16 protein-coding genes are annotated in these 22772 nt (G+C 61.8%); 7 read left to right on the top strand and 9 right to left on the bottom strand.

The window, feature by feature from the left end; genetic code table 11:
- Positions 1-527: 527 nt before the first annotated feature.
- Positions 528-7208, top strand: coding sequence for an apolipoprotein A-IV repeat region-like domain-containing protein (locus AC07UR_RS09475; protein WP_209792015.1), 6681 nt, complete (start codon positions 528-530; stop codon positions 7206-7208).
- A gap of 1200 nt (positions 7209-8408) precedes the next feature.
- Here the strand turns inward: AC07UR_RS09475 and AC07UR_RS09480 are convergent.
- From AC07UR_RS09480 to AC07UR_RS09500, 5 genes are all read right to left on the bottom strand, one after another.
- Positions 8409-9278, bottom strand: coding sequence for a cytochrome c1 (locus AC07UR_RS09480; RefSeq protein ID WP_173420093.1), 870 nt, complete (start codon positions 9276-9278; stop codon positions 8409-8411).
- A 32-nt stretch (positions 9279-9310) separates the two neighbouring features.
- The gene (locus AC07UR_RS09485; protein ID WP_077503654.1) at positions 9311-10591 is read right to left on the bottom strand and encodes a cytochrome b; all 1281 of its coding nucleotides are present in this window, start codon (positions 10589-10591) and stop codon (positions 9311-9313) included.
- A gap of 14 nt (positions 10592-10605) precedes the next feature.
- Positions 10606-11184 carry a ubiquinol-cytochrome c reductase iron-sulfur subunit gene (gene petA, locus AC07UR_RS09490; protein WP_173420094.1) on the bottom strand — a complete coding sequence of 193 codons (579 nt, stop codon included), beginning with the start codon at positions 11182-11184 and terminating at the stop codon, positions 10606-10608.
- Between the two features lie 352 nt (positions 11185-11536).
- Complete coding sequence (locus AC07UR_RS09495) at positions 11537-13402, bottom strand: ABC transporter ATP-binding protein (RefSeq protein WP_209791919.1); 1866 nt, start codon at positions 13400-13402, stop codon at positions 11537-11539.
- Positions 13403-13521: 119 nt separating this feature from the next.
- Complete coding sequence (locus AC07UR_RS09500; protein WP_209791922.1) at positions 13522-15375, bottom strand: ABC transporter ATP-binding protein; 1854 nt, start codon at positions 15373-15375, stop codon at positions 13522-13524.
- A 402-nt stretch (positions 15376-15777) separates the two neighbouring features.
- On the opposite strand from AC07UR_RS09500, the gene AC07UR_RS09505 reads away from it, so the two are divergent.
- Both AC07UR_RS09505 and AC07UR_RS09510 read left to right on the top strand, forming a co-directional pair.
- Entirely contained in the window at positions 15778-16350 is a 573-nt protein-coding gene (locus AC07UR_RS09505; protein ID WP_209791924.1) for a GNAT family N-acetyltransferase, read from the top strand.
- A gap of 6 nt (positions 16351-16356) precedes the next feature.
- Entirely contained in the window at positions 16357-16818 is a 462-nt protein-coding gene (locus tag AC07UR_RS09510) for a tRNA (cytidine(34)-2'-O)-methyltransferase (protein ID WP_209791927.1), read from the top strand.
- A 75-nt stretch (positions 16819-16893) separates the two neighbouring features.
- On the opposite strand, the gene AC07UR_RS09515 is transcribed toward AC07UR_RS09510, so the two are convergent.
- Positions 16894-17469: an NADPH-dependent FMN reductase gene (locus AC07UR_RS09515; protein ID WP_173420099.1), complete on the bottom strand. Its 576-nt coding sequence runs from the start codon at positions 17467-17469 to the stop codon at positions 16894-16896.
- A 77-nt stretch (positions 17470-17546) separates the two neighbouring features.
- On the opposite strand from AC07UR_RS09515, the gene soxR reads away from it, so the two are divergent.
- The gene (gene soxR / locus AC07UR_RS09520; RefSeq protein WP_209791928.1) at positions 17547-18026 is read left to right on the top strand and encodes a redox-sensitive transcriptional activator SoxR; all 480 of its coding nucleotides are present in this window, start codon (positions 17547-17549) and stop codon (positions 18024-18026) included.
- Positions 18027-18063: 37 nt separating this feature from the next.
- Here soxR and AC07UR_RS09525 read toward each other — a convergent pair whose 3' ends face one another.
- Positions 18064-18324 (bottom strand): hypothetical protein, encoded by a 261-nt coding sequence (locus AC07UR_RS09525; protein WP_173420101.1) that lies wholly within the window; start codon positions 18322-18324, stop codon positions 18064-18066.
- Positions 18325-18622: 298 nt separating this feature from the next.
- Here AC07UR_RS09525 and hemF point away from each other — a divergent pair, with 298 nt between their 5' ends.
- On the top strand, positions 18623-19534 hold the full coding sequence (hemF, locus tag AC07UR_RS09530; RefSeq protein ID WP_173420102.1) for an oxygen-dependent coproporphyrinogen oxidase: 912 nt from the start codon (positions 18623-18625) through the stop codon (positions 19532-19534).
- A gap of 375 nt (positions 19535-19909) precedes the next feature.
- Positions 19910-21460, top strand: a complete 1551-nt coding sequence (locus AC07UR_RS09535; RefSeq protein WP_209791930.1) for a S41 family peptidase — start codon at positions 19910-19912, stop codon at positions 21458-21460.
- A 71-nt stretch (positions 21461-21531) separates the two neighbouring features.
- Here the strand turns inward: AC07UR_RS09535 and AC07UR_RS09540 are convergent, their stop codons facing one another.
- Positions 21532-21708 carry a hypothetical protein gene (locus AC07UR_RS09540; RefSeq protein WP_209791932.1) on the bottom strand — a complete coding sequence of 59 codons (177 nt, stop codon included), beginning with the start codon at positions 21706-21708 and terminating at the stop codon, positions 21532-21534.
- A gap of 156 nt (positions 21709-21864) precedes the next feature.
- Between AC07UR_RS09540 and AC07UR_RS09545 the strand changes: the two genes are divergently transcribed.
- Complete coding sequence (locus AC07UR_RS09545; RefSeq protein WP_209791934.1) at positions 21865-22143, top strand: BON domain-containing protein; 279 nt, start codon at positions 21865-21867, stop codon at positions 22141-22143.
- Between the two features lies 1 nt (position 22144).
- Here AC07UR_RS09545 and AC07UR_RS09550 read toward each other — a convergent pair whose 3' ends face one another.
- Positions 22145-22762 carry an ABC-type transport auxiliary lipoprotein family protein gene (locus AC07UR_RS09550; protein WP_209792017.1) on the bottom strand — a complete coding sequence of 206 codons (618 nt, stop codon included), beginning with the start codon at positions 22760-22762 and terminating at the stop codon, positions 22145-22147.
- Positions 22763-22772 lie beyond the last annotated feature (10 nt).

The raw sequence follows: 22772 nt of genomic DNA on the forward strand, positions 1-22772 counted from the left end.
GGCACGGGCGCCATGCCAGACCGCGCCTGTTCACCAGGCGTCGTCACAGGACGATCGCTGCAGTTTCTGCAGCTATCATCCTCCACGGGCGGGCGCTGCTATCGGCTTAAAACGGGGCGCAATATAGGCAGGAATCTGGGAAAATGGTTAATGACCGTTAAACCTGCTGTTTTCCTTGTCTTTTCCGCCCTAACCCCCTCTATCGCATTAAGAATTCATTAGGATTTTAATGAAGCCGGAGTGCTCTTAATTGTAAGAACCCGGCTAATGTGTCACTACGATACGGTTAGGAACGGGCCTGCGTACGAAAATGGCAACCGTTCCGGTGGATAAGCGTTGCGGGTGGTGCCCTCGAGGCACAATTCCGACTATCCATCGAGGAAATGATGTGGGTGTTGAGTAGGGTATTGCGTAGATGTGATGCGCGTATCTTGCCGTCACCGCCCCGGTGAAGAGGGTGCCCGGCCGCAGTTGCGGTTTGAATGGGCACGCTTCGGCGGAGGCAAAAGGTAATGAGGCGTATCCCTATGGCGACGAAGAAGAGCAACGAGTCGATTGACGAAAAGGCCTTCCAGGCTCTGGAAGCGGCCCTTAAGATCGATTTTGACGAGCTTAAGTCGAGCCCTAACGACAAGACTTCCTTGGATGATCCGGAGGAAAATGTGTCTGACTCCACCCATCAGGCTGCCCAGCCCGATCACAGTCGAAATGCCAAGCCTCAGCAGGAACCACCCCGCGCCGCGCGAGCCAATGACGCCGCACGCGGGCTCGCTCCCGAACCCGCGCCGAAGTCGCCTCCCCTTTCCCCGGCAAACGACGATGGTCGCCGCTCGCCGGCAGCCATGTTGCGCGCCCTCGACGTACGCTCGAACCGTGCCGCCATCCGGGTCGCAGCCCTCGTCTCCATCGTCTGGGCCGTCGCCGGCCTTGGTGTCGCAAACCTGCTCTATGGTCCGCAGATCTGGCAGATCCGCACGCTGAGCGATCTCGCCGCCACCCCGGGTGCAGTCGGTGTTGCCATCGGCATCCTGCTGCCCATCATGCTCTTCTTCTCCTTCGCCATCATGATCGCCCGCGCGCAGGAACTGCGTAACGCCGCGCGTTCCATGGCCGAAGTGGCACTGCGCCTGGCCGAGCCGGAAACTGCAGCCGCCGACCGGGTCATGACCGTCGGTCAGGCCGTTCGCCGCGAAGTCTCCGCGATGAACGAAGGCATCGAGCGCACGATTGCCCGCGCTACCGAGCTTGAAACGCTGGTTCACTCCGAGGTCAACGCACTCGAGCGCAGCTACAGCGAAAACGAACTGCGCGTACGCACGCTGGTTCAGGAGCTGGGCCTCGAGCGCGAAGCCATCATCGGTCACTCCGAGCGTATCCGCTCCACCATTGCCGGTGCACACGGCAAGCTGAAGGACGATCTCGACCAGGCGGGCGAAGACATTGCCTCGCGCATCGCGATCTCTGGCGAAGCCTTCGCCTCGCTGATCGATACGCGCGCCGCGGCTCTCAGTGAAAAGTCCGATGCTGCCCTGCAGAACATCGGCACCATGTTGACGAACCGCACGGACTCGCTGCTATCAGGCCTGACCGCTGCCGGCCTCGGGCTCAGCAGCGAATTCGACACCCGCCTCGATCAGCTGAGCGATACGTTGACCAAGCGCGGCGAGCAGCTGCTCGGCCAGTTCGAGACCCGCGCCTCCTCGCTCGACGCCAACACAGAAAAGCTGAATGCAGCCCTGAACGAGCGTGCCCGCCAGCTCAATGAAACGCTGATTGCCCGCACGCGCGACCTCAACGAAAGCCTGAGTGTCGGCCAGAGCGCGATCGCCGGCGGTCTTGAGGACGTGCTTGCAACGCTCAATGCCACGCTCGACGAAAAGGGTGCACATTTCCGCCAGAGCCTGCGCTCCAGCGCCGACGACGCGATCATGGATCTCGACCTACGCGGCGGCTTCTTCGAGGAGAAACTGCAGACGACGGTCGGCCAGCTGGCTACCGCGTTCGACGAACGCTTCCACGAGTTCGCCTCGGCCTTCGACAAGCGGGCCAGCATGCTCGACACCAAGCTGATGGAAAGCCTGCACCGCATCAACGAAACGGTGACCGGCGGTTCGGATGCCATTGGCAGCGCTCTTGACGGCAGCATCGAGAAGATCGGCTCGGCCCTTTCTGATCAGTCGTTGTCGCTTGCGACCGCGCTCGGCGCCACGCACGACTTCATCGAGGAAACGATCGGCAGCCGCACATCCGACCTCAGCAACCTGATCGGCGGCGCTCACAGCCGCATCGACAGCGTGCTTTCCGAAAAGACCAGCAGCCTGATGGGTGCTCTTTCCGAGGCACAGGATCGCATCGAAAACGGTTTCGGCCAGCGCGCCGATGCGCTTGCCAATGCCCTGACCTCGAGCGAACAACGTCTGACCGAAGGCCTCGACACCCGCACGGCGCAGTTCGTTGACGGCTTGCAAGCGGCTCACGCTCGCATCGAGCAGACGCTGACCGGGTCGACCGACGAGATCACCAGTGCCATCGCTGCAAGCCAGCACCGTCTCGACAACACCCTGTCCGAGCGCACCCTTGCCCTTTCGACCGTGCTGTCGACCGGCACGGACGCGATCGAAGGCGCCGTCGGCGAAACGGCCGACCGGCTGGAGCGCGTTCTGTCGGAACGCAGCCAGGCGATTGCAGAAACCCTGTCAAACCAGACATCGGCGCTCGACGGCGTTCTTGCCGACCGGTCTTCCCACATCACTTCGACGATGACGGCCCGCGCCAACGAGATGGCGGAGTCCTTGAGCCGCCATGCCGAAGACGTCGCCGACAACCTGACGTTCCGCGCCACGGCCGTTGCCGAGACGATGACGGACCGCGTCGGCGAAATCGAACAGAAGCTGTCGGACAGCGTTTCCGTGATTGCCGAAAACCTCGGCGGCCGCGTCAGCGAGATTTCCGATACCCTCACCAACACCAGCGCCCGCATCGCCGAAGACCTGAGCGGTCGCGTCGGCAAGATTTCGGATGCGCTGACCGCCACGAGCGCACAGATCGCCGAAGCGCTGACGGCGCGCACGACCGAGGCGACCGCCTCGCTTGCCGGCAAGGCAACGGAAATCGAACAGACGCTCACCGGCCGTGCCGAGCACTTGCGCGAAACCCTGTCTTCGACCCACGAGCAGATCCGCGCCACGCTCGACGACCGGATCAACGCGATCAACCTCGCCGTCGATCAGGGCCGAGATCAGCTGGAAGGCATGCTGTCCGACCAGTCCATGTCGATTGCCACCAGCCTTGCCACCAGCGCCAGCATGCTCGAAATGTCGCTCGAAGAGCGCCAGGCCGCTCTTGCCGGCATCATCGACCGCAGTGGCGAAACGCTGGAAGCCCGCATGCGCTCGACCACCGGCAACATCGCCGAGCGGCTAGCGGAGACAGCGGGCCAGATCAGCCTTGCTGCCGACACTTTGACCAATCGGGTCGATATGTCGATCAACGGTCTCAACGACCGTCTCGACGACACCGGCCTGCGCATCGAGACGAGCCTTGGCGCGCTTGAAGAACGCATGCGCGACAGCGCAGAAAATGTCGGCATCATTGCCGATACGGCAGGTGTTCGTGTCGAGACCCGCTTGGGCTCGCTCGAAGAGCGCATGCGCGGCGGCGTCGATAATGTCAGTGCGATTGTCGACGATACGGCAGCTCGCATCGAAGCGCGCCTCGGCTCGCTTGAAGGCCGGATGCACGGCAGCGTCGACAAGGTTGGCGCCATCGTCGACGAAACCGGCAATCGCATCGAATCCCGTCTCGGTACGATGGAAGACCGCATCCGTGACAGCGTCGGCAATGTCAACGCCATCGTCGACGACACCGGCTTCCGCATCGAGGCCAGCATCGGCACGCTTGAGGATCGCATCCGCGATAGCGTCGGAAGCGTCAACGCCATTGTCGACGATACCGGCGCCAAGATCGAGACAAGCCTCGGTTCTCTGGAAGGCCGTATCCGCGGCAGCGTCGGCAGCGTCAACGCACTCGTCGATGACACGGGCCTGCGTCTTGAAACGAGCCTCGGCTCGTTGGAGGATCGCGTCCGCGAAAGCGTCGACGGCGTCAACGCGATCGTTGGCAGCGCTGGACAGCGTATCGCCGACAGCCTTGGCGAACGCGCGGGCGAAATCGACCGCGCCAGCGAGGAAGCCGCAAGCCGTATCTCCAGCGCCATCAATGCCGGCACGGACCGCATCGAAGAGCGCCTGGGCACCATGGACCGCGCCCTCAACATCGGCCTCGAAAACGTCAACCGGACCATCGAAGGCAAGGCAGCGGTGCTCGTCACCAGTCTGCGCGGCGCCGTTAGCGACGTAACGCACGAGATCGACGCCGAAGCCGGCCGCATCGAAGGCAAGACTGCGGACCTCGTCACCAGCCTGCGCGGTGCCGTCAGCGAAGTCACCCAGGAGATCGACGCCGAAACTGGTCGTATCGAGGACAAGACTGCCGACCTCGTTAGCAACCTTCGCGGCGCCGTCGGCGAAGTCACACGGGCGATCGACGCCGAAACGGGCCGCATAGAGGGCAAGACTGCCGACCTCGTCAGCAACCTTCGCGGCGCCGTTGGCGATGTTGCCCAGGAGCTCGACGCCGAGGCAGCCCGCATCGGGGGCAAGGCCGCGGGTCTGGTCAGTACCCTTCGCGGCGCCGTCAGCGAGGCAGCACAGGAACTCGACGCGGAAGCTGCCCGCTCAGCCGGCCTTCTTTCCAAGGCTGGTCAGGACTTTGCAAACGTACTCGCATCCCGCAACGCCGACTTCGCCAACGCGATCGAACAGACCGCAGCGTCAACGGCCTCACGCCATGCCGAACTCGCCCGGTCGGTCGCCGACGCCTCCGACAGCGCCACTGCGCGCCTTGCCGCCACCCATGGTCAGGTCGCCAGCCACGCCCAGAACATCCAGCAGGGTCTTGCCGATGCGGAGAAGGCATTGGAAGCGCGCAGCGAAGCAATCCGCAGCACGCTCGACGATCGCACCCGCGAACTCAACTCGATGCTCGCAGGTCGCTCGATGGAGCTGTCACGCATCATCGACGAGCAGGCTCGTCCGGTTATCGATCAGTATGCCGCAACCGGCCGCGAGGCTGCTGAGCGCATCGCCAGCGTGACGCAGGACAGCACCGACCGCCTGCGTGCGGAAAATGCCGCGCTGGTCAACGCCATCACCGAACGCACCGGCGAGACGCTCAACGCCATTTCGCTGCGCGCCGAAGAGACGGCGAAGGCGATGAAGATGGTCGAGAACCGTCTGCAGTCGACGGCCCTCGGCCTGATCGACCAGCTCGCTGCCAACAACACAGCGATTGCAACCGTCATCGACCAGGCAAGCAATAACCTCGGTGACATGGATCAGCGGCTCGAGGCGACGGCCAGCCGCTTCTCCGAAACCACGCGCCAGGCCTCCGACATGCTGTCGACCTCCACCCGCCTCATCGAAGGCAAGGTCGACAAGCTCTCGGACATCTCCGCTTCCACGCTGTCGCAGATCGGCGGTATCGTCGGGCGCTTCGAGGATCACTCCAAGGTGCTCGGCCAGGCTTCGGACCTCTTGGGCGCCGCCCAGTCGAACCTCGTCAGCACGCTCGAAGAACGTCAGGATGCCTTGCGCACCCTCTCCGTCGGCCTCGTGCAGCGCTCGGAGGAAATCGAGCGCACCATGCGTGCCCTCGAAGGCTTCGTCGATGGCGCCTTCCAGCGCGCCGAAGAGCGTTCGGGTCTGGTTGCCGGCAACCTGCGCAGCGGCATCCAGCAGTCCTTCTCGGATGTCGGTCGCCTGCTGTCGAGCACCGAACAGCGTGCAGCCGAAGCCGCCGAATCCATGCGCAATGCGCTGGCACAGGCCGGCGACGAAGCGGGTGCGTCTGTTGAAGCCGTCTTCTCGCGCGCCGAAGAACGGTCGCGCCAGATTGCCGATACGCTGCGCTCCGGCGTCGAAACCTCGTTTGCCGACGTCAACAAGACACTCACGGCGGTTGAAGGCCGTGCGCTCGGCGCCTCCGAAGCGCTTCGTCAGGCGATTGCCAAGGTTGGCGAAGATGCCGGCTCCTCGATCGAAGGTGCCTTCGCAAACGCCGAGGAACGCTCCAAGGAAGTGGCGAACCGTCTGCGTGGCAGCGTTGCCTCGTCGGTCTCCGATGTCGAGCGCATGCTCAACGAGAGCGGCAAGAAGTCCGACGGCGTGGCAACCCAGCTGCGCGACGCCGTTCGCATCGCGATCGACGAAGCCATCGGCCGCTTCAGCGGTGCGACCGACGACATCCGCCGCTCGGCTGGCGAGATCCGCAAGGAACTCGACATGACCCGCGAAGAACTGAAGCGCAGCGCCTTCGACTTGCCGGAAGAAGCCAAGGAAAACGCCGCCGTCATGCGTCGCGCCGTGGCCGAGCAGATCAAGGCATTGCAGGAATTGTCCGACATCATCGGCAAGTCCTCGACGCAGCTCGAAGTCGCCCAGCCGCTGCGCCAGCAGCCGGTTGCCGCCGCCCCCGTGGCTGCTGCACCTGTTGCTGTCGCCAGTCCGGTCGAGCAGCCGGCCGCGGAGCCGCGCCGCCAGGAACCCGCACCGACGCTGCGCGGCAGCCTCGGCATCGAGCAGGCAACCATTCAGCAGCCTGCCCCCGTCCAGCAGCCCGTCGCAGTCCAGCCTGTCCGCGCCCAGCCGGCCACACAGGCCGTCACCAGCGAGGTCGCAGAAGGCGGCGGCTGGATGCGCGACCTGCTGCGCGCCGCTTCCCGTGAGGAGGCCCCGGCGGCCGCACCGCAGCGCCCGGCTGAAAGCCAGCCTGCGACCCGCAGCGGCGACACCCGCAATCCGCGGCACGTGGTGGAATCGCTGAACTCGCTGTCGGTCGATATTGCCCGCGCCATCGATCACGATGCGTCGGTAGACCTGTGGCGCCGCTACCAGCGCGGCGAGCGCGACGTCTTCACCCGTAGGCTCTATACGCTGAAGGGCCAGCAGACCTTCGACGAGATCAAGCGCAAATACGACCGCGAGCCGGAGTTCCGCACCGCCGTCGATCGCTACATCGCTGACTTCGAAAAGCTGCTCGCTGACGTCGCGCGCAACGATCCGGACAAGCGCATCACCCAGACCTACCTCACGTCCGACACGGGCAAGGTCTACACGATGCTCGCCCACGCAGCCGGCCGCTTCAACTGAGGCAGCGTCAATCGGAAAGATCAGACGGCCCCATCGCAAGGTGGGGCCGTTTTCGTATCAACAGCCAGAGCGGGAGCCAAAGCCTCGTTGGCACTGGTTTGGCTGTCGCTAGAGCAGTATCGGCAATTGCGTTTCGGCTCCGGGCGAGAATGCCATATCTTACTCTGGTACCACAGAGTATCTTGATACCACATGCACTGCCGGTGCCCTTCCCGCGTCCTCACCGCCATAGAACTTCGCCCAACCGGTAGGCCGACCCTTGGGTTGCAGCACCTCCGACGGAATTGGGGCATTGGAGAGCGACCGCGATCCGCCTCGAAATTGCGATCGGTGCGGGATCTCTGCCCTTTGCGCTGAACATTTGTCGATTGCGACGTCGTTGTTACGGACCTTCGATCCTGCGAGCGACGTCTCATGCCGATACCGGCGCGGCGCTCTGGCATTGCGCATCACCGGCACCGCCGTGCCAGCTTCTGTTGCGCAAGCTGTCATGCCGCTTCGGCAGTGGTGCGATTAGGCGAGCCAGACAAAGCGTCCGCAATGGATGGCAAATTCACGGAAAACCATCGGTGGCAAGCTCCGCCTGCCGCCAAAACGCGCAGCATCCTTCCGGGGATCGGAACGCGAACTCTACCGCGAATTCCCACCGATAGGATTGCGTCTGCAGTCGGGACTAGATCTTGTGATCTGAACGCCGAACGACCATCAGACGCACCACGGATGCTGTTTGAACGACGGAAACAACCTTGGTCTCCGCTCCTTGCGGCACTGTTGCGCGCGTCATTTGCATCTGTCGGTTGCCTGATGCGGCTACCCTACGCTCGCTCTTGCGCAGCTGTGAACGGAACGGCGGTCCACCAACGCTTTGACCTCAACTTCCCACTGACTGCGCGTGCTTGCGGCCAGATCGACGGTTGAGGCGTGACATGCTGCTGACGCTGCTCGTGGAGACGACGGCATCACCGCGTGGCATGGATCCGCAGCGCGAGGCGGATTGCGGGATAACAAGCCCGCTTTCGGGCGCGAGAGCAAACGACGCGAAACGATGGTGCCGCGGTAGGCACGTCGCTGTGCAGACAGGGCAGCCCAGATGCCTTTCGCGGCGACGGGCGAAAACCACATCGCACAAAAGAAAAGGCCCCGGACGAACCCGGGGCCTTTTCTCGATTTCGATCACATGCCGGCCGAGCCGGCAGAAGATCAATGTTCCTTGTTGGCGTAAACCGACTTCTTGGTCAGGTAGATGAGACCGGTGAAGATCAGCAGGAACACAATGACCATGAAGCCGGTGCGCTTGCGATCTTCCAGGTGCGGTTCGGCTGCCCACATCAGGAAGGCCGAAACGTCCTTGGCGTACTGGTCCACCGTCTGCGGAGCACCATCGTCGTAGGTAACCTGATCGTCGGAGATCGGCTGAGCCATCGCCAGCGCCGAAGCGTTGGCGAAGTAAGGGTTGTAGTGTGTGCCTTCGGCGACCTGAACGCCTTCCGGCGGCTCATGGTAGCCGGTCAGCAGCGCATGGATATAGTCCGGGCCGCCTTCCTGGTAGGGCACGAACATATCGAAGACGAACTGCGGGAAGCCGCGCTCGATGCCGCGCGCCTTGGCAATCAGCGAGAAGTCCGGCGGTGCAGCACCGTTGTTGGACGCAGCAGCTGCTTCCTTGTTCGGGTACGGCGACGGGAAATGATCCGAAGGCACGGCCTTGCGGGTGAACATTTCGCCGTCTGCGTTCGGGCCGTCCTGAACTTCGTAGTTCGCGGCGAAGGCCTTCACCTGGGCGTCGGAATAACCGAGACCCGAGAGCGTGCGGAATGCCACCAGGTTCATCGAGTGGCAGGCCGAACAGACTTCGGTGTAGACCTTCAGGCCGCGCTGCAGCTGGCCCCTGTCATAGTTGCCAAACGGGCCGGCAAACGACCAGTCCTGCTGCTCGGGCTTGTGGATCGGATAGTGGGGCGTGCCGCCGCCATGCTCCGCGCCACCTGCAGCCTCTTCAGCGACAGCAGCTCCGAGACCGAGGCCAGCGACGACAGCAAGTGACAGAATACCTGTTACAAGCTTTTTCATTGTTGTGAGTTCCTTATCAATCGCTGTTCTGATCAGGCGCGTGCGGTGGCCGGCTGAGCCTTCGCATTCTTCTTTTCCAGCACCGCTTCGGTGATGGAGTTCGGAATGCGCTTGGGCGTCTCGATCAGGCCGAGAACCGGCATGATGACGAGGAAGAAGCCGAAGTAGTACAGCGTGCCGATCTGCGACATGACGACATACAGGCCTTCTGCAGGGCGCGAACCCAGCCAGCCGAGCATGATGGCGTTGACCACGAAGATCCAGAAGAACAGCTTGTACCACGGACGGTAGACAGCCGAACGGACCTTCGACGTATCGAGCCAGGGCAGGAAGAACAGGATGATGATCGAGCCGAACATCACCAGAACGCCGCCGAGCTTGGAGTCGATCGGGCCGACATTGAAGGTGATGGCGCGCAGCATCGCGTAGAACGGCAGGTAGTACCATTCAGGAACGATGTGAGCAGGCGTCTTCAGCGCATCAGCCGGAATGTAGTTGTCCGGATGGCCGAGGAAGTTCGGCTGGTAGAAGACGAACCATGCATAGATCAGCAGGAAGATGGAAACGCCGAGTGCGTCCTTCAGCGTCGCGTAGGGCGTGAAGGGAACAGTATCGGTCTTCGACTTCACTTCGACGCCGGTCGGGTTGGTCTGGCCGGTGACGTGCAGGGCCCAGACGTGAAGCACGACGACGCCGGCGATCATGAAGGGCAGCAGGTAATGCAGCGAGAAGAATCGGTTCAGCGTCGGCTGGTCGACGGCAAAGCCGCCAAGCAGGAACTGCTGGATCCACTCGCCCACCAACGGGAAGGCCGAGAAGAAGCCGGTGATAACCGTCGCGCCCCAGAAGGACATCTGACCCCAGGGCAGAACGTAGCCCATGAAGCCGGCAGCCATCATCAGGAGATAGATGACCACGCCGAGGATCCAGAGGATTTCGCGCGGTGCCTTGTACGAGCCGTAGTAGAGGCCGCGGGCGATGTGCAGGTAGACGGCGATGAAGAAGAACGACGCGCCGTTGGCGTGCATGTAGCGCAGCAGCCAACCGTGGTTGACGTCACGCATGATCTTTTCGACCGAGTTGAACGCAACGGTCGTGTCGGCAGCATAGTGCATGGCGAGCACGATACCGGTCAGGATCTGGACGACCAGCATGACGGAAAGCATGGCGCCAAAGGTGTATGCGTAGTTCAGGTTCCGGGGAACCGGATAGCTGATGAAGCTGTCGTGAATCATACGCGGCAGCGGAAGACGGGAATCAACCCATTTCTCAATGCCAGTCGTTGGCGTGTAGGTTGAATGTTCAGCACTCATTATCAGTAGTCCCCTCAACCGATCTTGATAACTGTGTCGGAAACGAACGAGAAGGTCGGCACGGGGAGGTTTTCCGGCGCCGGACCTTTACGGATTCGGCCAGCCGTATCGTAGTGCGAACCGTGGCAGGGACAGAACCAGCCACCGAAATCACCGGCCTGACCAAGCGGCACGCAGCCGAGATGGGTGCAGGAACCGATCATTACGATCCAGTTTTCCTTGCCTTCGCCGGCGGAGCGATCGAGATCGTTCGCCTCGGCGCTGGTCGGAAGGTTGGCGTTGCGCGCAACCGGGTCCTTGAGGTCGGCAAGAGCGACCGCCTTGGCCTCTTCCACTTCCTTCTCGGTACGGTTGCGGATGAAAATCGGCTTGCCGCGCCATTTGGCCGTCAGCGACATGCCGGCCTGAAGGCTCGACACGTCGACCTCGATCGAGGCGAGCGCGAGCGTCGAGGCATCCGGACGCATCTGGTCGATGAATGGCCAAGCGACCGCGCCGGCGCCAACGACGCCCGCCATGCCGGTGGCCAGGTAAAGGAAATCGCGGCGAGTGGGCTCGCCCGAGGTCTCGCTTGAAATGTCGTGTTCGCTCACGGCTAAACCATCCTCTCACGCAATGTTGCGGAAACCGCATCCGCCCAGCGAGATCCCTGCCCTTGCGGTTTGACCTAGGTCAAGGAAACACGCCCAATCAAAGTGCTGACACCTTAGCCGGTTTGCTGCTGCAAACACACTTTAGGCGCCAGAATCCGTAAATTTCTGCGCGCGCACGGCTCGCAGATTCCCCGTCAATCCGGCGCGTTCTATGCTTGATCGCAAATTATGTCCAGCCTTGACAAGGGTGGGTGGGCAGATTGTCGCGGGGAAAAGCGCGGCCAATTGGCACAAGGACTTGACGGTTTGCGCTACGGCCGTCGAACCACCTTGAAAAGGCAGTTGGGCCGCCCTACTCCGCCGCCTCTTCACGCGCCAGAAATCCGCCGGATTGTCGCGACCAGAGATCGGCGTAAAGACCGCCACGCGAGATCAGTTCGGCGTGGGTTCCGTCCTCGACGATCCGACCCTTGTCCATGACGACGAGCCGGTCGAGAGCGGCAATCGTCGAGAGCCGGTGCGCGATGGCCAGAACCGTCTTGCCCTGCATCAGCCGGTCGAGATTGGACTGGATCGCCGCTTCCACTTCGGAATCGAGCGCCGAGGTCGCCTCGTCGAGAACGAGGATCGGCGCATCCTTGAGCATGACGCGCGCAATGGCGATGCGCTGCCTCTGTCCGCCCGAAAGCTTGACGCCGCGTTCGCCGACATGGGCATCAAAACGCTTGCGGCCGCGCTGGTCCTCGAGGTCGCGGATAAACTCGTACGCCTCGGCCTTCTCGGCGGCCATGATCAGTTGTTCTTCTGTCGCATCCGGGTGTCCGAAGAGGATGTTGTCGCGGATGGAGCGATGCAGAAGCGATGTGTCCTGGCTGACCATGCCGACCTGCGCGCGCAGCGATTCCTGTTTCACCGTCGAAATATCCTGGCCGTCGATCAGGATGCGCCCGCCCTCGAGGTCGTAGAAGCGCAGAAGGAGATTGACGAGCGTCGACTTGCCGGCGCCCGAACGGCCGACGATGCCAACTTTCTCTCCTGGGCGAATGACGAGCGTGAAGTCGTCGATGACGCCTGCCCCCTTGCCATAGTGAAACTTGACATGCTCGAAGCGGATCTCCGGCTCGCTGACCGACAACTCCCTGGCATCCGACCTGTCGACCAGACCGATCGGCTGCGAGACGAGTTCGGCCGAATTCTGGATCGTGCCGATGTTGCGCATGATCGAGTTGAACTGCGTCATCATCCGCCCGAGCAGCATGTTGAGCCTGAGCACCAACGCCAGCGTGAAGGCGACAGCGCCCGAACTGATCGAACCGCCAAGCCACAGGTGAATGGCATAGATCGCGATCGCCGCAATCATCATGCCCGACAGAAGCGCCAGCGAGGCGCGCACCGCCGTGAGCAGCCGCGTAAACGGAATGACTGCCCGCTGGAAGCGATCGAAGCCGGCGCGGATATAGCGGTCGTTCTCGTCGTCGCGCCCGAACAGCTTCAATGTCTGGATATTCGAATAGGCATCCACCATGCGTCCGTTCAGCATCGAGGCCATTTCGGCCGTATCGCGCGCATGCTTGCGGATGCGAGGAACGAAATAGCGCGCCAGCGCCAGGAAGATGACGATCCAGAACGCGACCATGGCCGCAAGCCGCCAGTCGAGCTGGGCAACCAGCGCCATGGTCGAGGCGGTATAGATGACGATGAACCAGACGACCTGCAGCAGCGACACGATCAGGTCGCTGGTCGCCTGTGCGCCAGACCAGACTTTTGTCACGATCCGGCCGGAAAAGTCGTTCTGGAAGAAGGAAAGCGATTGCCGCGCGACGTGCGTGTAAGACTGCCAGCGCACCAGATTGAGGAAGCCGGTGATGATCGACTGCTCCTCGACGAGCGCCGCCAGCGACACCGCGACGAAGCGGAACACCAGCACCGTCAGCAGCATGAACAGCAGTTCGGGCCCGTTGGCGGAAATCAACCCGCTCCAGCCCGCTTCGGGCTTCACGGTGTCCAGCAGATCGACAAGCCGCCCGACGAAATAGAAGAGCCCCGCCTCCAGCATGGCGACAAGGCCGCCGAGGATGGCCATCGCCAGAAACGGCCCCTTGGCCTGGCGGGCATAGAACCAGGCAAATGCCCACAGCGACTTCGGCGGTTGCAATTGCTCCCGCGGCGCAAACGGCTTGATCCAGTTCTCGAAGATGCTGACGATGGCGCTGAGCATGGTTCCGATATAGGCGGTTCGGCGGCAACAGCAATCCGTTTCCACCATTGGGCGCATTACAAATGCGTAACGTCAATTCTGCAGTCCCGCCGCCACTGGGGCGGCGGGACTGCCGCGGATCACTCCGCCGCTTCTTCCTTTTCGGCATCGTCGGCGATGAAACCGCCCGACTGGCGCGACCAGAGGTCGGCATAGAGGCCACCCTTGGCGACAAGCTCTGCATGCGAACCGGTTTCAACGATCCGGCCAGCCTCGAGGATGACCAGTCGGTCCATTTCCGTCAGCGTCGACAGGCGATGAGCAATCGCGATCACCGTCTTGCCGGCCATCAGCGCGAACAGGTTCTCCTGGATCGCCTGCTCGACTTCGGAATCGAGCGCTGATGTCGCCTCGTCGAGGACTAGGATCGGTGCGTCCTTGAGGAAGACACGGGCAATAGCGATGCGCTGCCGCTGGCCGCCGGAGAGCTTGACGCCCCTTTCGCCGACCTGGGCATCGAGCCCCTTGCGCCCCTGGTTGTCCTCAAGCGCCTGGATGAACTCCCAGGCGTTCGCTCGTTTCGCTGCCGCCGTGATCGCTTCGTCGTCCGCTTCCGGATGTCCATAGGCGATGTTGTCGCGAATCGAGCGATGCAGCAGCGAGGTGTCCTGCGTGACGACGCCGATCTGGGCGCGCAGGCTATCCTGCGTGACGGTGGCGATATCCTTGCCGTCGATCCGGATTGCGCCCGATTCCACGTCATAGAACCGCAACAGCAGGTTCATCAGCGTCGTCTTGCCGGCGCCGGACCGGCCAACCAGACCGATCTTCTCACCCGGCTTGATGTCGAGCGACAGGTGATCGATGACGCCCTTCGCCTTGCCGTAATGGAAGCGAACGTTGTCGTAGGTGATCCCACCCTTTTCAGCCTTGAGCGCCGTGGCATCCGGCTCGTCGACGATGTCGTGCGCCTTGGTCATCATGCCGATGCCGTCATAGACCGTGCCGATGTTCTCGAACAGCGCCGAGACTTCCCACATGATCCACTGTGACATGCCGTTGATGCGCATGGCGAGACCGACGGCGATCGCGATCGCGCCGACCGAGATGGCGCTCGTCAGCCACAGGTGAATGCCGAGCGCACTGATGGCAAACAGCGCGATGCTGTTGTTGGCATAGACCAGCACGTGGAACAGCGTCACCTTGCGCATCTGGCGATGCACGGTGCTGAGGAAGCCATCCATTCCGTCGCGCGCGTAGGTTTCCTCGCGGCCCGCATGCGAGAACAGCTTGACGGTACCGATGTTGGTATAGCTGTCGACGATACGGCCCGTCATCATCGAGCGCGCGTCGGCCTGCTCCTTGGAAATCTTCTGCAGCCGCGGCACGAAATAGCTGACGATACCGATGTAGATCACCAGCCAGACGGCAAGCGGCGTCACCAGCCGCCAGTCGGCGGCGGCAACGACGATCAGCATCGTGACGAAGTAACTGACGACGTATACGAAGACGTCGAGGATCTTCATCACCGTTTCGCGAACAGCAAGCGAGGTCTGCATGACCTTGGTCGCGACGCGTCCGGCGAACTCGTTTGCGAAGAACGTCATGCTCTGGCGCAGCAGATAGCGGTGCATCTGCCAGCGGGCGATCATCGGGTAATTGCCGAGCAGTACCTGGTGCATGATCAGCGAATCGATTGCCACCAGCAGCGGCAGGCCGATCAACACCAGGCCGCCCATCCAGATGAGCCTGTGGCCCTCCGCTTCCAGGAAGGTGTCGCGATTGGCGCTCGACAGCCAGTCAACCATGTTTCCGAGAAACTGGAACAGCGCCACTTCGCCGATGGCGATCAGCATGGTGCAGACTGACATGATGAGCAGCCACGGAACCGCGGGCTTGGAATAGTGCCAGCAGAAGGCAAAAAGGCCTTTCGGCGGAAGCACGGGCTCTTCCGTCGGATAAGGATTGAGGCGGGATTCAAACCAGCCAAACATTGTCTAGCTCCTTCAGAGTATTTTGAAGGAAGGCGGGTGTCTCTCCCCGCATTCTTTATCGTGAAAATTTCAGTCCGGAAATGCTGTCCCGCAAAAGCGGGTCTATCTTCCGGAGTTCCGGAAGCGCGCATAAATCTCTTGAAAGATAGGTCGCGAAACCGGTCAGGCCAAACGGTGGCCCATCACTCCAGGAAGGCGTGTCAACATCAATACAGTCATCGTTGCCTCCGTCGGTTCGCGTTGAAGAGAGGTCCTGTCTACCTCCATTCGCGCAGAGATGCCAGATTGTCGCAGACACTTTCTTGCCTGTTTTTTCATCGCTTCGTCGGATGTTGCCAGTTCGGCACAGATTAGCGACTACAAAATCAGCGAGAACACGACCGACATGTGTAGGAAACACCCATGAATGCATCATCGACGCCCCCTATTGATTTGAAGGGGCAGGATTTCCTGCTGAGGCGCGCGCAGGAAAACGATGTCGAGGCGCGGTTGGCACTCGGGCGGGACCCGGAGATCTACCGCATGTTTGGCGGCGACGCATTCGTGACTCGCCCCTACACGCAAGCGGACGCCGAAGCGTGGTTGCGGGCCAATATCGAGCACCCGGCCGCCTGGATTATCGACCGCGACGGGTTGATCGGCGAGGTCAGGCTCGACAATATCGATCGGCACGACCGGCGCGCCTCTTTCGCCATCGGCATCCTTGATCGGAAATTGCTGGGCCAAGGGATTGGCACTGCCGTTGCGAAGCTTGTATTGGGCCACGCATTCGGTGCACTCGCCCTGCACCGGGTTTCGCTGCGCGTTCTTGCTTTCAACGAGCGTGCCATTGCCAGCTACCGCAAATGCGGCTTTTCGATTGAGGGGCGCGAGCGGGAGGCGGCGCTGGTCGATGGCGAATGGCACGATGACATCATGATGGGGATTCTCGCGCACGAGTTCTCCGCACCAAAAGACACACCGCAAGGAAAGTGACCAGACGTGAGTGACCTTCGCATTGCCCTCTACCAGCCGGACATTCCCGGCAACACCGGCACGATCCTGCGCCTTGCCGCCTGCCTGGGGCTTGCCGTCGATGTCATCGAGCCTGCGGGTTTCGATCTTTCCGACAGAAATCTGAAGCGCGCGGGCATGGACTGCATCGCCTCGGTCACCCTCACCCGCCACATCAACTGGGAACGGTTCGAGGCATGGCGGGCCTCTACCGGGCGAAGGCTCGTCCTGGCCTCCACCAAGGCCGCCGAACCCTACACCCGCTTCCAGTTCCGCCCCGATGACATCCTGCTCTTCGGGCGCGAAAGCGCTGGCGTGCCAGACCATGTGCATGATCGCGCGGAAGGCCGCATCCTCATCCCGATGGCCGAGGGGCAACGGTCGTTGAATGTCGCCATGTCCGCGGCCATGATCGCCGGTGAGGCCATCCGGCAAGTCCAGCTGGTCTGAAAAGCTTCGCATCGCTCTTCCCCGCTTTCCCGATGAGGTTTTGATGGGCGCCGCCGACGGCAGCGCCCATAAAAGTCAGGCAGCAATCTCGTTGTAGGGCGTCGACTTGCGCGCCTGCTTCAACGTCCGCGCCCACCAGAGAAGCCGGTCCATCATCAGGAACAGCGGCGCGCGCATCTCCTCGGGTTTATAGAGGTTGCCTGCCGCATCGAATTTCGACCAGGCCTTGGCAAACTGGACGCCGTCGCGCAGCGTCACAGCGTGCAACTCGCCGAAGACCTGCCGCAGCTGTTCGACGGCGCGGATACCGCCGGATGCGCCGCCATAGGAGACGAAGGCAATGGGCTTGGCATGCCAGGGCTCGTAGACCGAATCGATCAGCTCCTTCAGCGCGGCCGGGTAGCCGTGGTTGTATTCCGGCGTCACCACCAGAAAGGCGTCCGCTTCCGCGACCTTGCGCTCCAGCCACTCGCCGGGATTGACCGCAGCACCGACGCCGCGCGACGCCCGCAGCCGCGCCGGGTCGATGACCGTGAGATTGAACACGGTCGAATCCGAAATCTCGCGGATCAGCCAGTTGGCGACCGTATCGCAGAAGCGTCCCTGCCGGGCGCTGCCGTAGATCACCGCAAGCGTCATTTTCTCTGTCATGGGGATCAGCTCCTTGTTGTGACTTTCATGGAGCTCATGCTATAAAACCTCAACATTAGTTGAGGTCAATAGGCGTCATGACGATTGTCAGAAACAGCGAGATGCGACGTGAACTCACGGTCGGCGAAGTCGCCGAGCGCAGCGGCGTCGCCGTTTCCACTCTCCACTTTTATGAAGCCAAGGGGCTGATCAGCAGCAACCGCAGCCGCGGCAACCAGCGTCGTTATCCGCGCAGTGTTCTGCGTCGCGTGGCAGTAATCAAGGTCGCGCAGCGCACGGGGATTCCGCTTGCGGAAATCCAGGCGGCGTTGACGGTCCTGCCGGACGATCGTCCCTTGACTGTTCAGGATTGGGCGCGCCTGTCGGAGAGCTGGCATGAGCAACTGAACGAGCGCATTGCGAGCCTGATGGCGCTGCGCGACCATCTGACAAGCTGCATCGGCTGCGGATGTCTGTCGCTGCGGGAATGTCCGCTACGCAATCCGCACGACGTGCTTTCGATGGAGGGCGCCGGCCCGCGGTTGATGGATGCAACCGAAGAGGACGGCCAGCCTTAGAAGACTTGACTGTCCGAAGCTGTGCTCGCCGGGAGCATCAATCCGCGGTCGGGAGGCGGCGCATGGTAAATTCGATCTGGTCGCCATCAAGCTGACGCCAGCTTTCCACCTCGGTCCAGTAGGCGGCTTTCGGCCAGGTATCGAACCATTCGCGTGCCTTGGCACGGGCAGCACTTCGATCGAGCCGAAAGGTTTCACGCACGAAAAGGCCATCGCCTCGGGCTGGATTGTCCCGGCGATGCCGGGCGATCTGACGCCGCAAACCATCAAGCGGCGGAGCTGCGGGTATTCTCGCCATGGACCATACCTCTGAGGGTAAAGATAGTGTGGGTATGGATCCATTGCGAGTCCGTTTTACACCGTCCATCCGATGCGGCAGACTACAGCCCCGCGCGTCGAATATGATGCGCTAACGACGCTGTAGCACTTTAGACTTGCTGCATAATTTTCGCCTTGAATCGAATCCGATTTAAGGAATCTTGCAGCAACCCGATACGCCAACCGCCGTTGCCAATCCGGCGGAAATATGAACTGTGGCGCACATCAACGAATCGGCGGCTTTCCGGCGCGCAAAGCCGCGAACAGGACAAATTTTCATGGAACGACCGCAACTGCCCCAGGGGCTGCCTGCCGATATCGAAGACAAGAAGGCCGCAGCCAGGGCCTGGTTCGAAAGCCTGCGCGACACGATCTGCGCCGCCTTCGAAGCGGTCGAAGATGACCTGAGCGGGCCGTTGTCCGACCGTGAACCGGGCCGCTTCGTCGGCAAGGAGTGGAGCCGGGACGGCGGCGAAGGCGGCGGCGGTCGCATGTCGATGATGGAAGGGCGCGTCTTCGAGAAGGTCGGCGTACACACCTCGACCGTCTTTGGCGAATTCTCGCCCGAGTTCCGCGAGCAGATCCCCGGCGCCAGTGAAGACCCACGCTTCTGGGCATCGGGCATTTCACTGATCGCGCATCCCGTGAACCCGAACGTGCCTGCCGTTCACATGAACACCCGCATGGTCGTTACCACCAGCAACTGGTTCGGCGGCGGCGCCGACCTGACACCGGTTCTCGACCGCCGCCGCGTCATGACCGATCCGGACACGCAGCTGTTCCACCGCGCCATGGAGATCACCTGCAATCGCCACGCGGTCGCCGATCACGCCAAATACAAGCAATGGTGCGACGACTACTTCTTCCTGAAACACCGGAATGAGCCGCGAGGCACGGGTGGTATCTTCTACGATTGGCTGCGTTCCCCGGATGAGCAGGGCGGCTGGGAAGCCGACTTCGCCTTTACGCGCGACCTCGGCAAGGCTTTCGCTCTCGTCTATCCCAAGATCGTCCGCAGCAATTTCAACACGCCATGGACCGAGGAAGATCGCGACGAACAGCTCGTGCGCCGGGGCCGCTACGTCGAGTTCAACCTGCTTTACGATCGCGGCACCATCTTCGGGCTGAAGACCGGGGGCAACGTCGAGTCGATCCTCTCGTCCCTGCCCCCGGTCGTGCGCTGGCCTTGATATGCTCCGTGGCCCGACCGATCTGAGAAGAGATCGGTCGGGGTCAGTCTTGTGATGGGCGCTGGCAGAAAGCCGGCAGGACCGGCTTCCAGATTGCGAGTTGGGACCAGGCGCCCGTCAGCCTTTGCCGAACGCATCGGCGTCGCCATCTGAAACTCTCTCCGAACACTTCAACGTGCTGGTGACGACCAGTTCACTGCGCCCTGCGCCGTGAACTGCGCTCAGGCCCTTGTGCTTTTCCAGACCCATGAACATCTACTAGACGTGGTGCCGTAAAAGCTCTTCGCGCCGCTACGCAAGCATGCCGTTTTACAGAGATCCCAGTCCCAATCTGTCCGTCCCCATCGGCTCCGTTGCAATACTTGGATCTGGAGCATGATCCGGGTGGCGACGCGTGTCCCCAAAATGGCATCGACGGATGACAAGTCATCACCACGCGAGAAGGACGAACGTATGTCGAACGAGAACACGGCACCTGCTGCTGACCGGCGCAAGAAGCGCGTCCCGCGGTGGCTCAAGTTATCCGCGATCACGATCGCGCTGTTGGCCCTTCTCATCCTGACACCGCTTGCGTTTATCGCTTACCCGACGCTGAAGACCTATCCGACGGCTCCTCCCGTCCAGGCAGGCGTTTCGCAGCTGGACGCAAATAGGCAGGACCTCGCCCATTTGCGGCATTTTCCGGATTTCGAACGGAGCTTCACGCCGGAATCCAAGGCCGCCTTCGCGCTCGCCCTCAGCGAGATGGAACAACGCGCCGGGGATCTCGACCGGGCTGGACTGGCAATGGCGACGGCGAAGGCAGTGGCGCTCGCCGACAACGGGCACACCAATGTTGTCGGGCTCGTCGGCGGTCGCAGCTTCAATGCCGTGCCTATTCGTTTCGGCTGGTTTGCCGATGGGCTGTTCGTGATCGCCGCAGCTGAAGGTCAAAGCCACCTGCTTGGGAGGCAGATCCTCAGTGTGAATGGCAAAACGACGGATGCCTTGGTGGCGGCGCTGCGGCCATATGTTGGCGGCCCTGCCAATCTTGCAAAGGAGCTGGCGCCAAACTTCCTGATCTCACCGGAGCTTCTCCATGCCGCCGGCCTTGCTGAAACGGCGGCAAGCAGCACCTATGACATACGGCTGGCAGATCGGAGCGTCGTTTCGGTGGAACTCGCCGCGATGCCCGGTACCCAAGAGCCCCAGAACACCAACTTCTGGCCCGCACGTGATCTGAGCCCAATCGCGCAACCCGGCGGTACATCCGGGTGGCGACATGCCCTCGATGGTACAGTGCCGCCGCAATATCTCTCCCAACCTGATCGCAATTACTGGCACTCCTATCCTCTGCCAGACCTGCTTTACGTTCAAATCAACCACGTCCGCGACCAGGCGCCGCTCGATCTGTCCGCGTATCTTTCCAACATCCTCGATGAATCCGCTGAGAAGCCAATTCGCAACGCCGTCGTCGACCTGCGCTTTAACAATGGCGGCAACTACGTGCTCGCCGCTGACTTTGGCCGACGTTTGCCGGAGATTCTGCCACCGACGGGGCGGCTGTTCATACTGACCAGCGGGAACACGTTCTCCGCGGCGATCAGCACCGCAGCTTGGCTGAAACATTACGGTGGAGCCCGTGTCACTATCATTGGCGAGCCCGTGGGTGATCGCATGCAGTTCTGGGGCGAAGGAGGCCTCGCCGTTCTGCCAAATTCCAAGCTTGCGATCCGCTATACAACTGGCTTCCATGACTGGAAGAACGGATGCAGCCTAGCGCAGCTCAGGACGTGCTTTCTGTTGAACTACATCTATGACGTCCCGGCAGGCTCCCTTGAACCGAACGTGCCGGTCAAGCCGACCTTTGCGGACTATGTCGCCGGCGAGGATCGGTCCATGTCCGCTGTCATGGAGATGCTCGCGACCGGCCGCACACCCGGGTAATCAGCCCGCCTGCTTGTCTCGGTGATGACGTGTCAAACCTGCCACAACATGCTACCGAGGCCATGCAGGCGTCACTTGCAGATGCGCACCTTCTTCATCACCACCCGGCCATAGGCACCGTAGTTCTTTATTGTCTTGACGACACAGGTCTGTCGATAGCCGTAACTGTAGGTGCCAGCCTCGGCAGGCATAGTGACGGCAAAGGCGGTCGTCATCGCAGTAGCGATGGCGATGAAAGAATGGCGCATGGATGTTCCCCGTTCGAATTCAGCGGCCAGGAATGACGTGCGATCCGCATGTCAGAGCCATCGCATGAAAACCGATTTCGCACTGTTTCGATTGGAACAGCTGAACAAATGACGGTCGCTGGCGTTGTCCTTGGCAAGGCACGGAGGGACCCGGTCATGATCTTCAAGAAGCGCACATTCCACGGCATGGAGCCTGAGCGGACGGCGGGTGATCAGCCGGCGGAGCTGGAACGTCGCGTTGCTCACGGTCTGGCCGTGACACCGGGGCTCGATGCCGCCGATGTCATCGTCATTTGCACGGGAAATACGATCATGCTCTCCGGTCATGTCGCCACCCAGGCAGAGCGTGCGCGCGCCGAAGAGGCCGCAAGGTTGACAGAAGGTGTCGCCGAGGTCGTCAACCGCATCGAGGCGGCAGAAGTCGGACAGCGTTAACTCAGATCGAACTCAGCGTCCAACCGACGATCTCGGACGCGACGGTGGCGAATGCCTGGTCGAGTGCCTTGACGAAAGCCGGATTTCCGGTGCCCTTGACGCCGACTGTAGCGCGGAACGCCTTCTGCGCTCGCACGGTACCGTTCCGGTCGTTGACGACCTTTGCGAAGATCTCGACGACAGCCGTGTCGGAGCCTTCAGTCGAGATCTCGAAGGACCGGATTTCGCTGATCACCTGGTAGTCGATCGCCAGGCCTTCGCCCGGCTTGCCGACGCCGCCGACCTTGCCGGTATTCTCGAACGCCTGAACCAGCTTTGCCTGAACCATGCGCGGCAGGCGGTCGCTCCATTGCGCCTTGGAAAGATACTGCAGTTCCGAGCCGGACAGACGGATGACGATCTGGTCGCTGTCAAGCGCCTTCAAGGCCGTTGGTTCCGGCACCAGGATCTGCTTATTGGTCGACACGCGCCCTTCGACGACGGGGGACGAGGACAGGTTGAACGTGTCGTTGACGGCGGCACCGGCTCCGCAGCCCGCCAGCAACACAGCCAGCGTGAAGATCATCGCGGAGCGTTTCGCTCCGGTCTTACGCACACACACCAGCCCCGGAAAATTCATACTGCCCAAA

This window comes from Ensifer sp. GW821-FHT05G01 (assembly GCF_059419585.1).

Bases quoted from the DNA above. Each gene is read 5' to 3' on its own strand.
- AC07UR_RS09475 (WP_209792015.1), top strand. From the start codon at position 528: ATGGCGACGAAGAAGAGCAACGAGTCGATTGACGAAAAGGCCTTCCAG.
- AC07UR_RS09480 (WP_173420093.1), bottom strand. From the start codon at position 9,278: ATGAAAAAGCTTGTAACAGGTATTCTGTCACTTGCTGTCGTCGCTGGC.
- AC07UR_RS09485 (WP_077503654.1), bottom strand. From the start codon at position 10,591: ATGAGTGCTGAACATTCAACCTACACGCCAACGACTGGCATTGAGAAA.
- AC07UR_RS09495 (WP_209791919.1), bottom strand. From the start codon at position 13,402: ATGCTCAGCGCCATCGTCAGCATCTTCGAGAACTGGATCAAGCCGTTT.
- AC07UR_RS09500 (WP_209791922.1), bottom strand. From the start codon at position 15,375: ATGTTTGGCTGGTTTGAATCCCGCCTCAATCCTTATCCGACGGAAGAG.
- AC07UR_RS09505 (WP_209791924.1), top strand. From the start codon at position 15,778: ATGAATGCATCATCGACGCCCCCTATTGATTTGAAGGGGCAGGATTTC.
- AC07UR_RS09515 (WP_173420099.1), bottom strand. From the start codon at position 17,469: ATGACAGAGAAAATGACGCTTGCGGTGATCTACGGCAGCGCCCGGCAG.
- soxR (WP_209791928.1), top strand. From the start codon at position 17,547: ATGACGATTGTCAGAAACAGCGAGATGCGACGTGAACTCACGGTCGGC.
- AC07UR_RS09525 (WP_173420101.1), bottom strand. From the start codon at position 18,324: ATGGCGAGAATACCCGCAGCTCCGCCGCTTGATGGTTTGCGGCGTCAG.
- hemF (WP_173420102.1), top strand. From the start codon at position 18,623: ATGGAACGACCGCAACTGCCCCAGGGGCTGCCTGCCGATATCGAAGAC.
- AC07UR_RS09535 (WP_209791930.1), top strand. From the start codon at position 19,910: ATGATCCGGGTGGCGACGCGTGTCCCCAAAATGGCATCGACGGATGAC.
- AC07UR_RS09540 (WP_209791932.1), bottom strand. From the start codon at position 21,708: ATGCGCCATTCTTTCATCGCCATCGCTACTGCGATGACGACCGCCTTT.
- AC07UR_RS09545 (WP_209791934.1), top strand. From the start codon at position 21,865: ATGATCTTCAAGAAGCGCACATTCCACGGCATGGAGCCTGAGCGGACG.
- AC07UR_RS09550 (WP_209792017.1), bottom strand. From the start codon at position 22,762: ATGAATTTTCCGGGGCTGGTGTGTGTGCGTAAGACCGGAGCGAAACGC.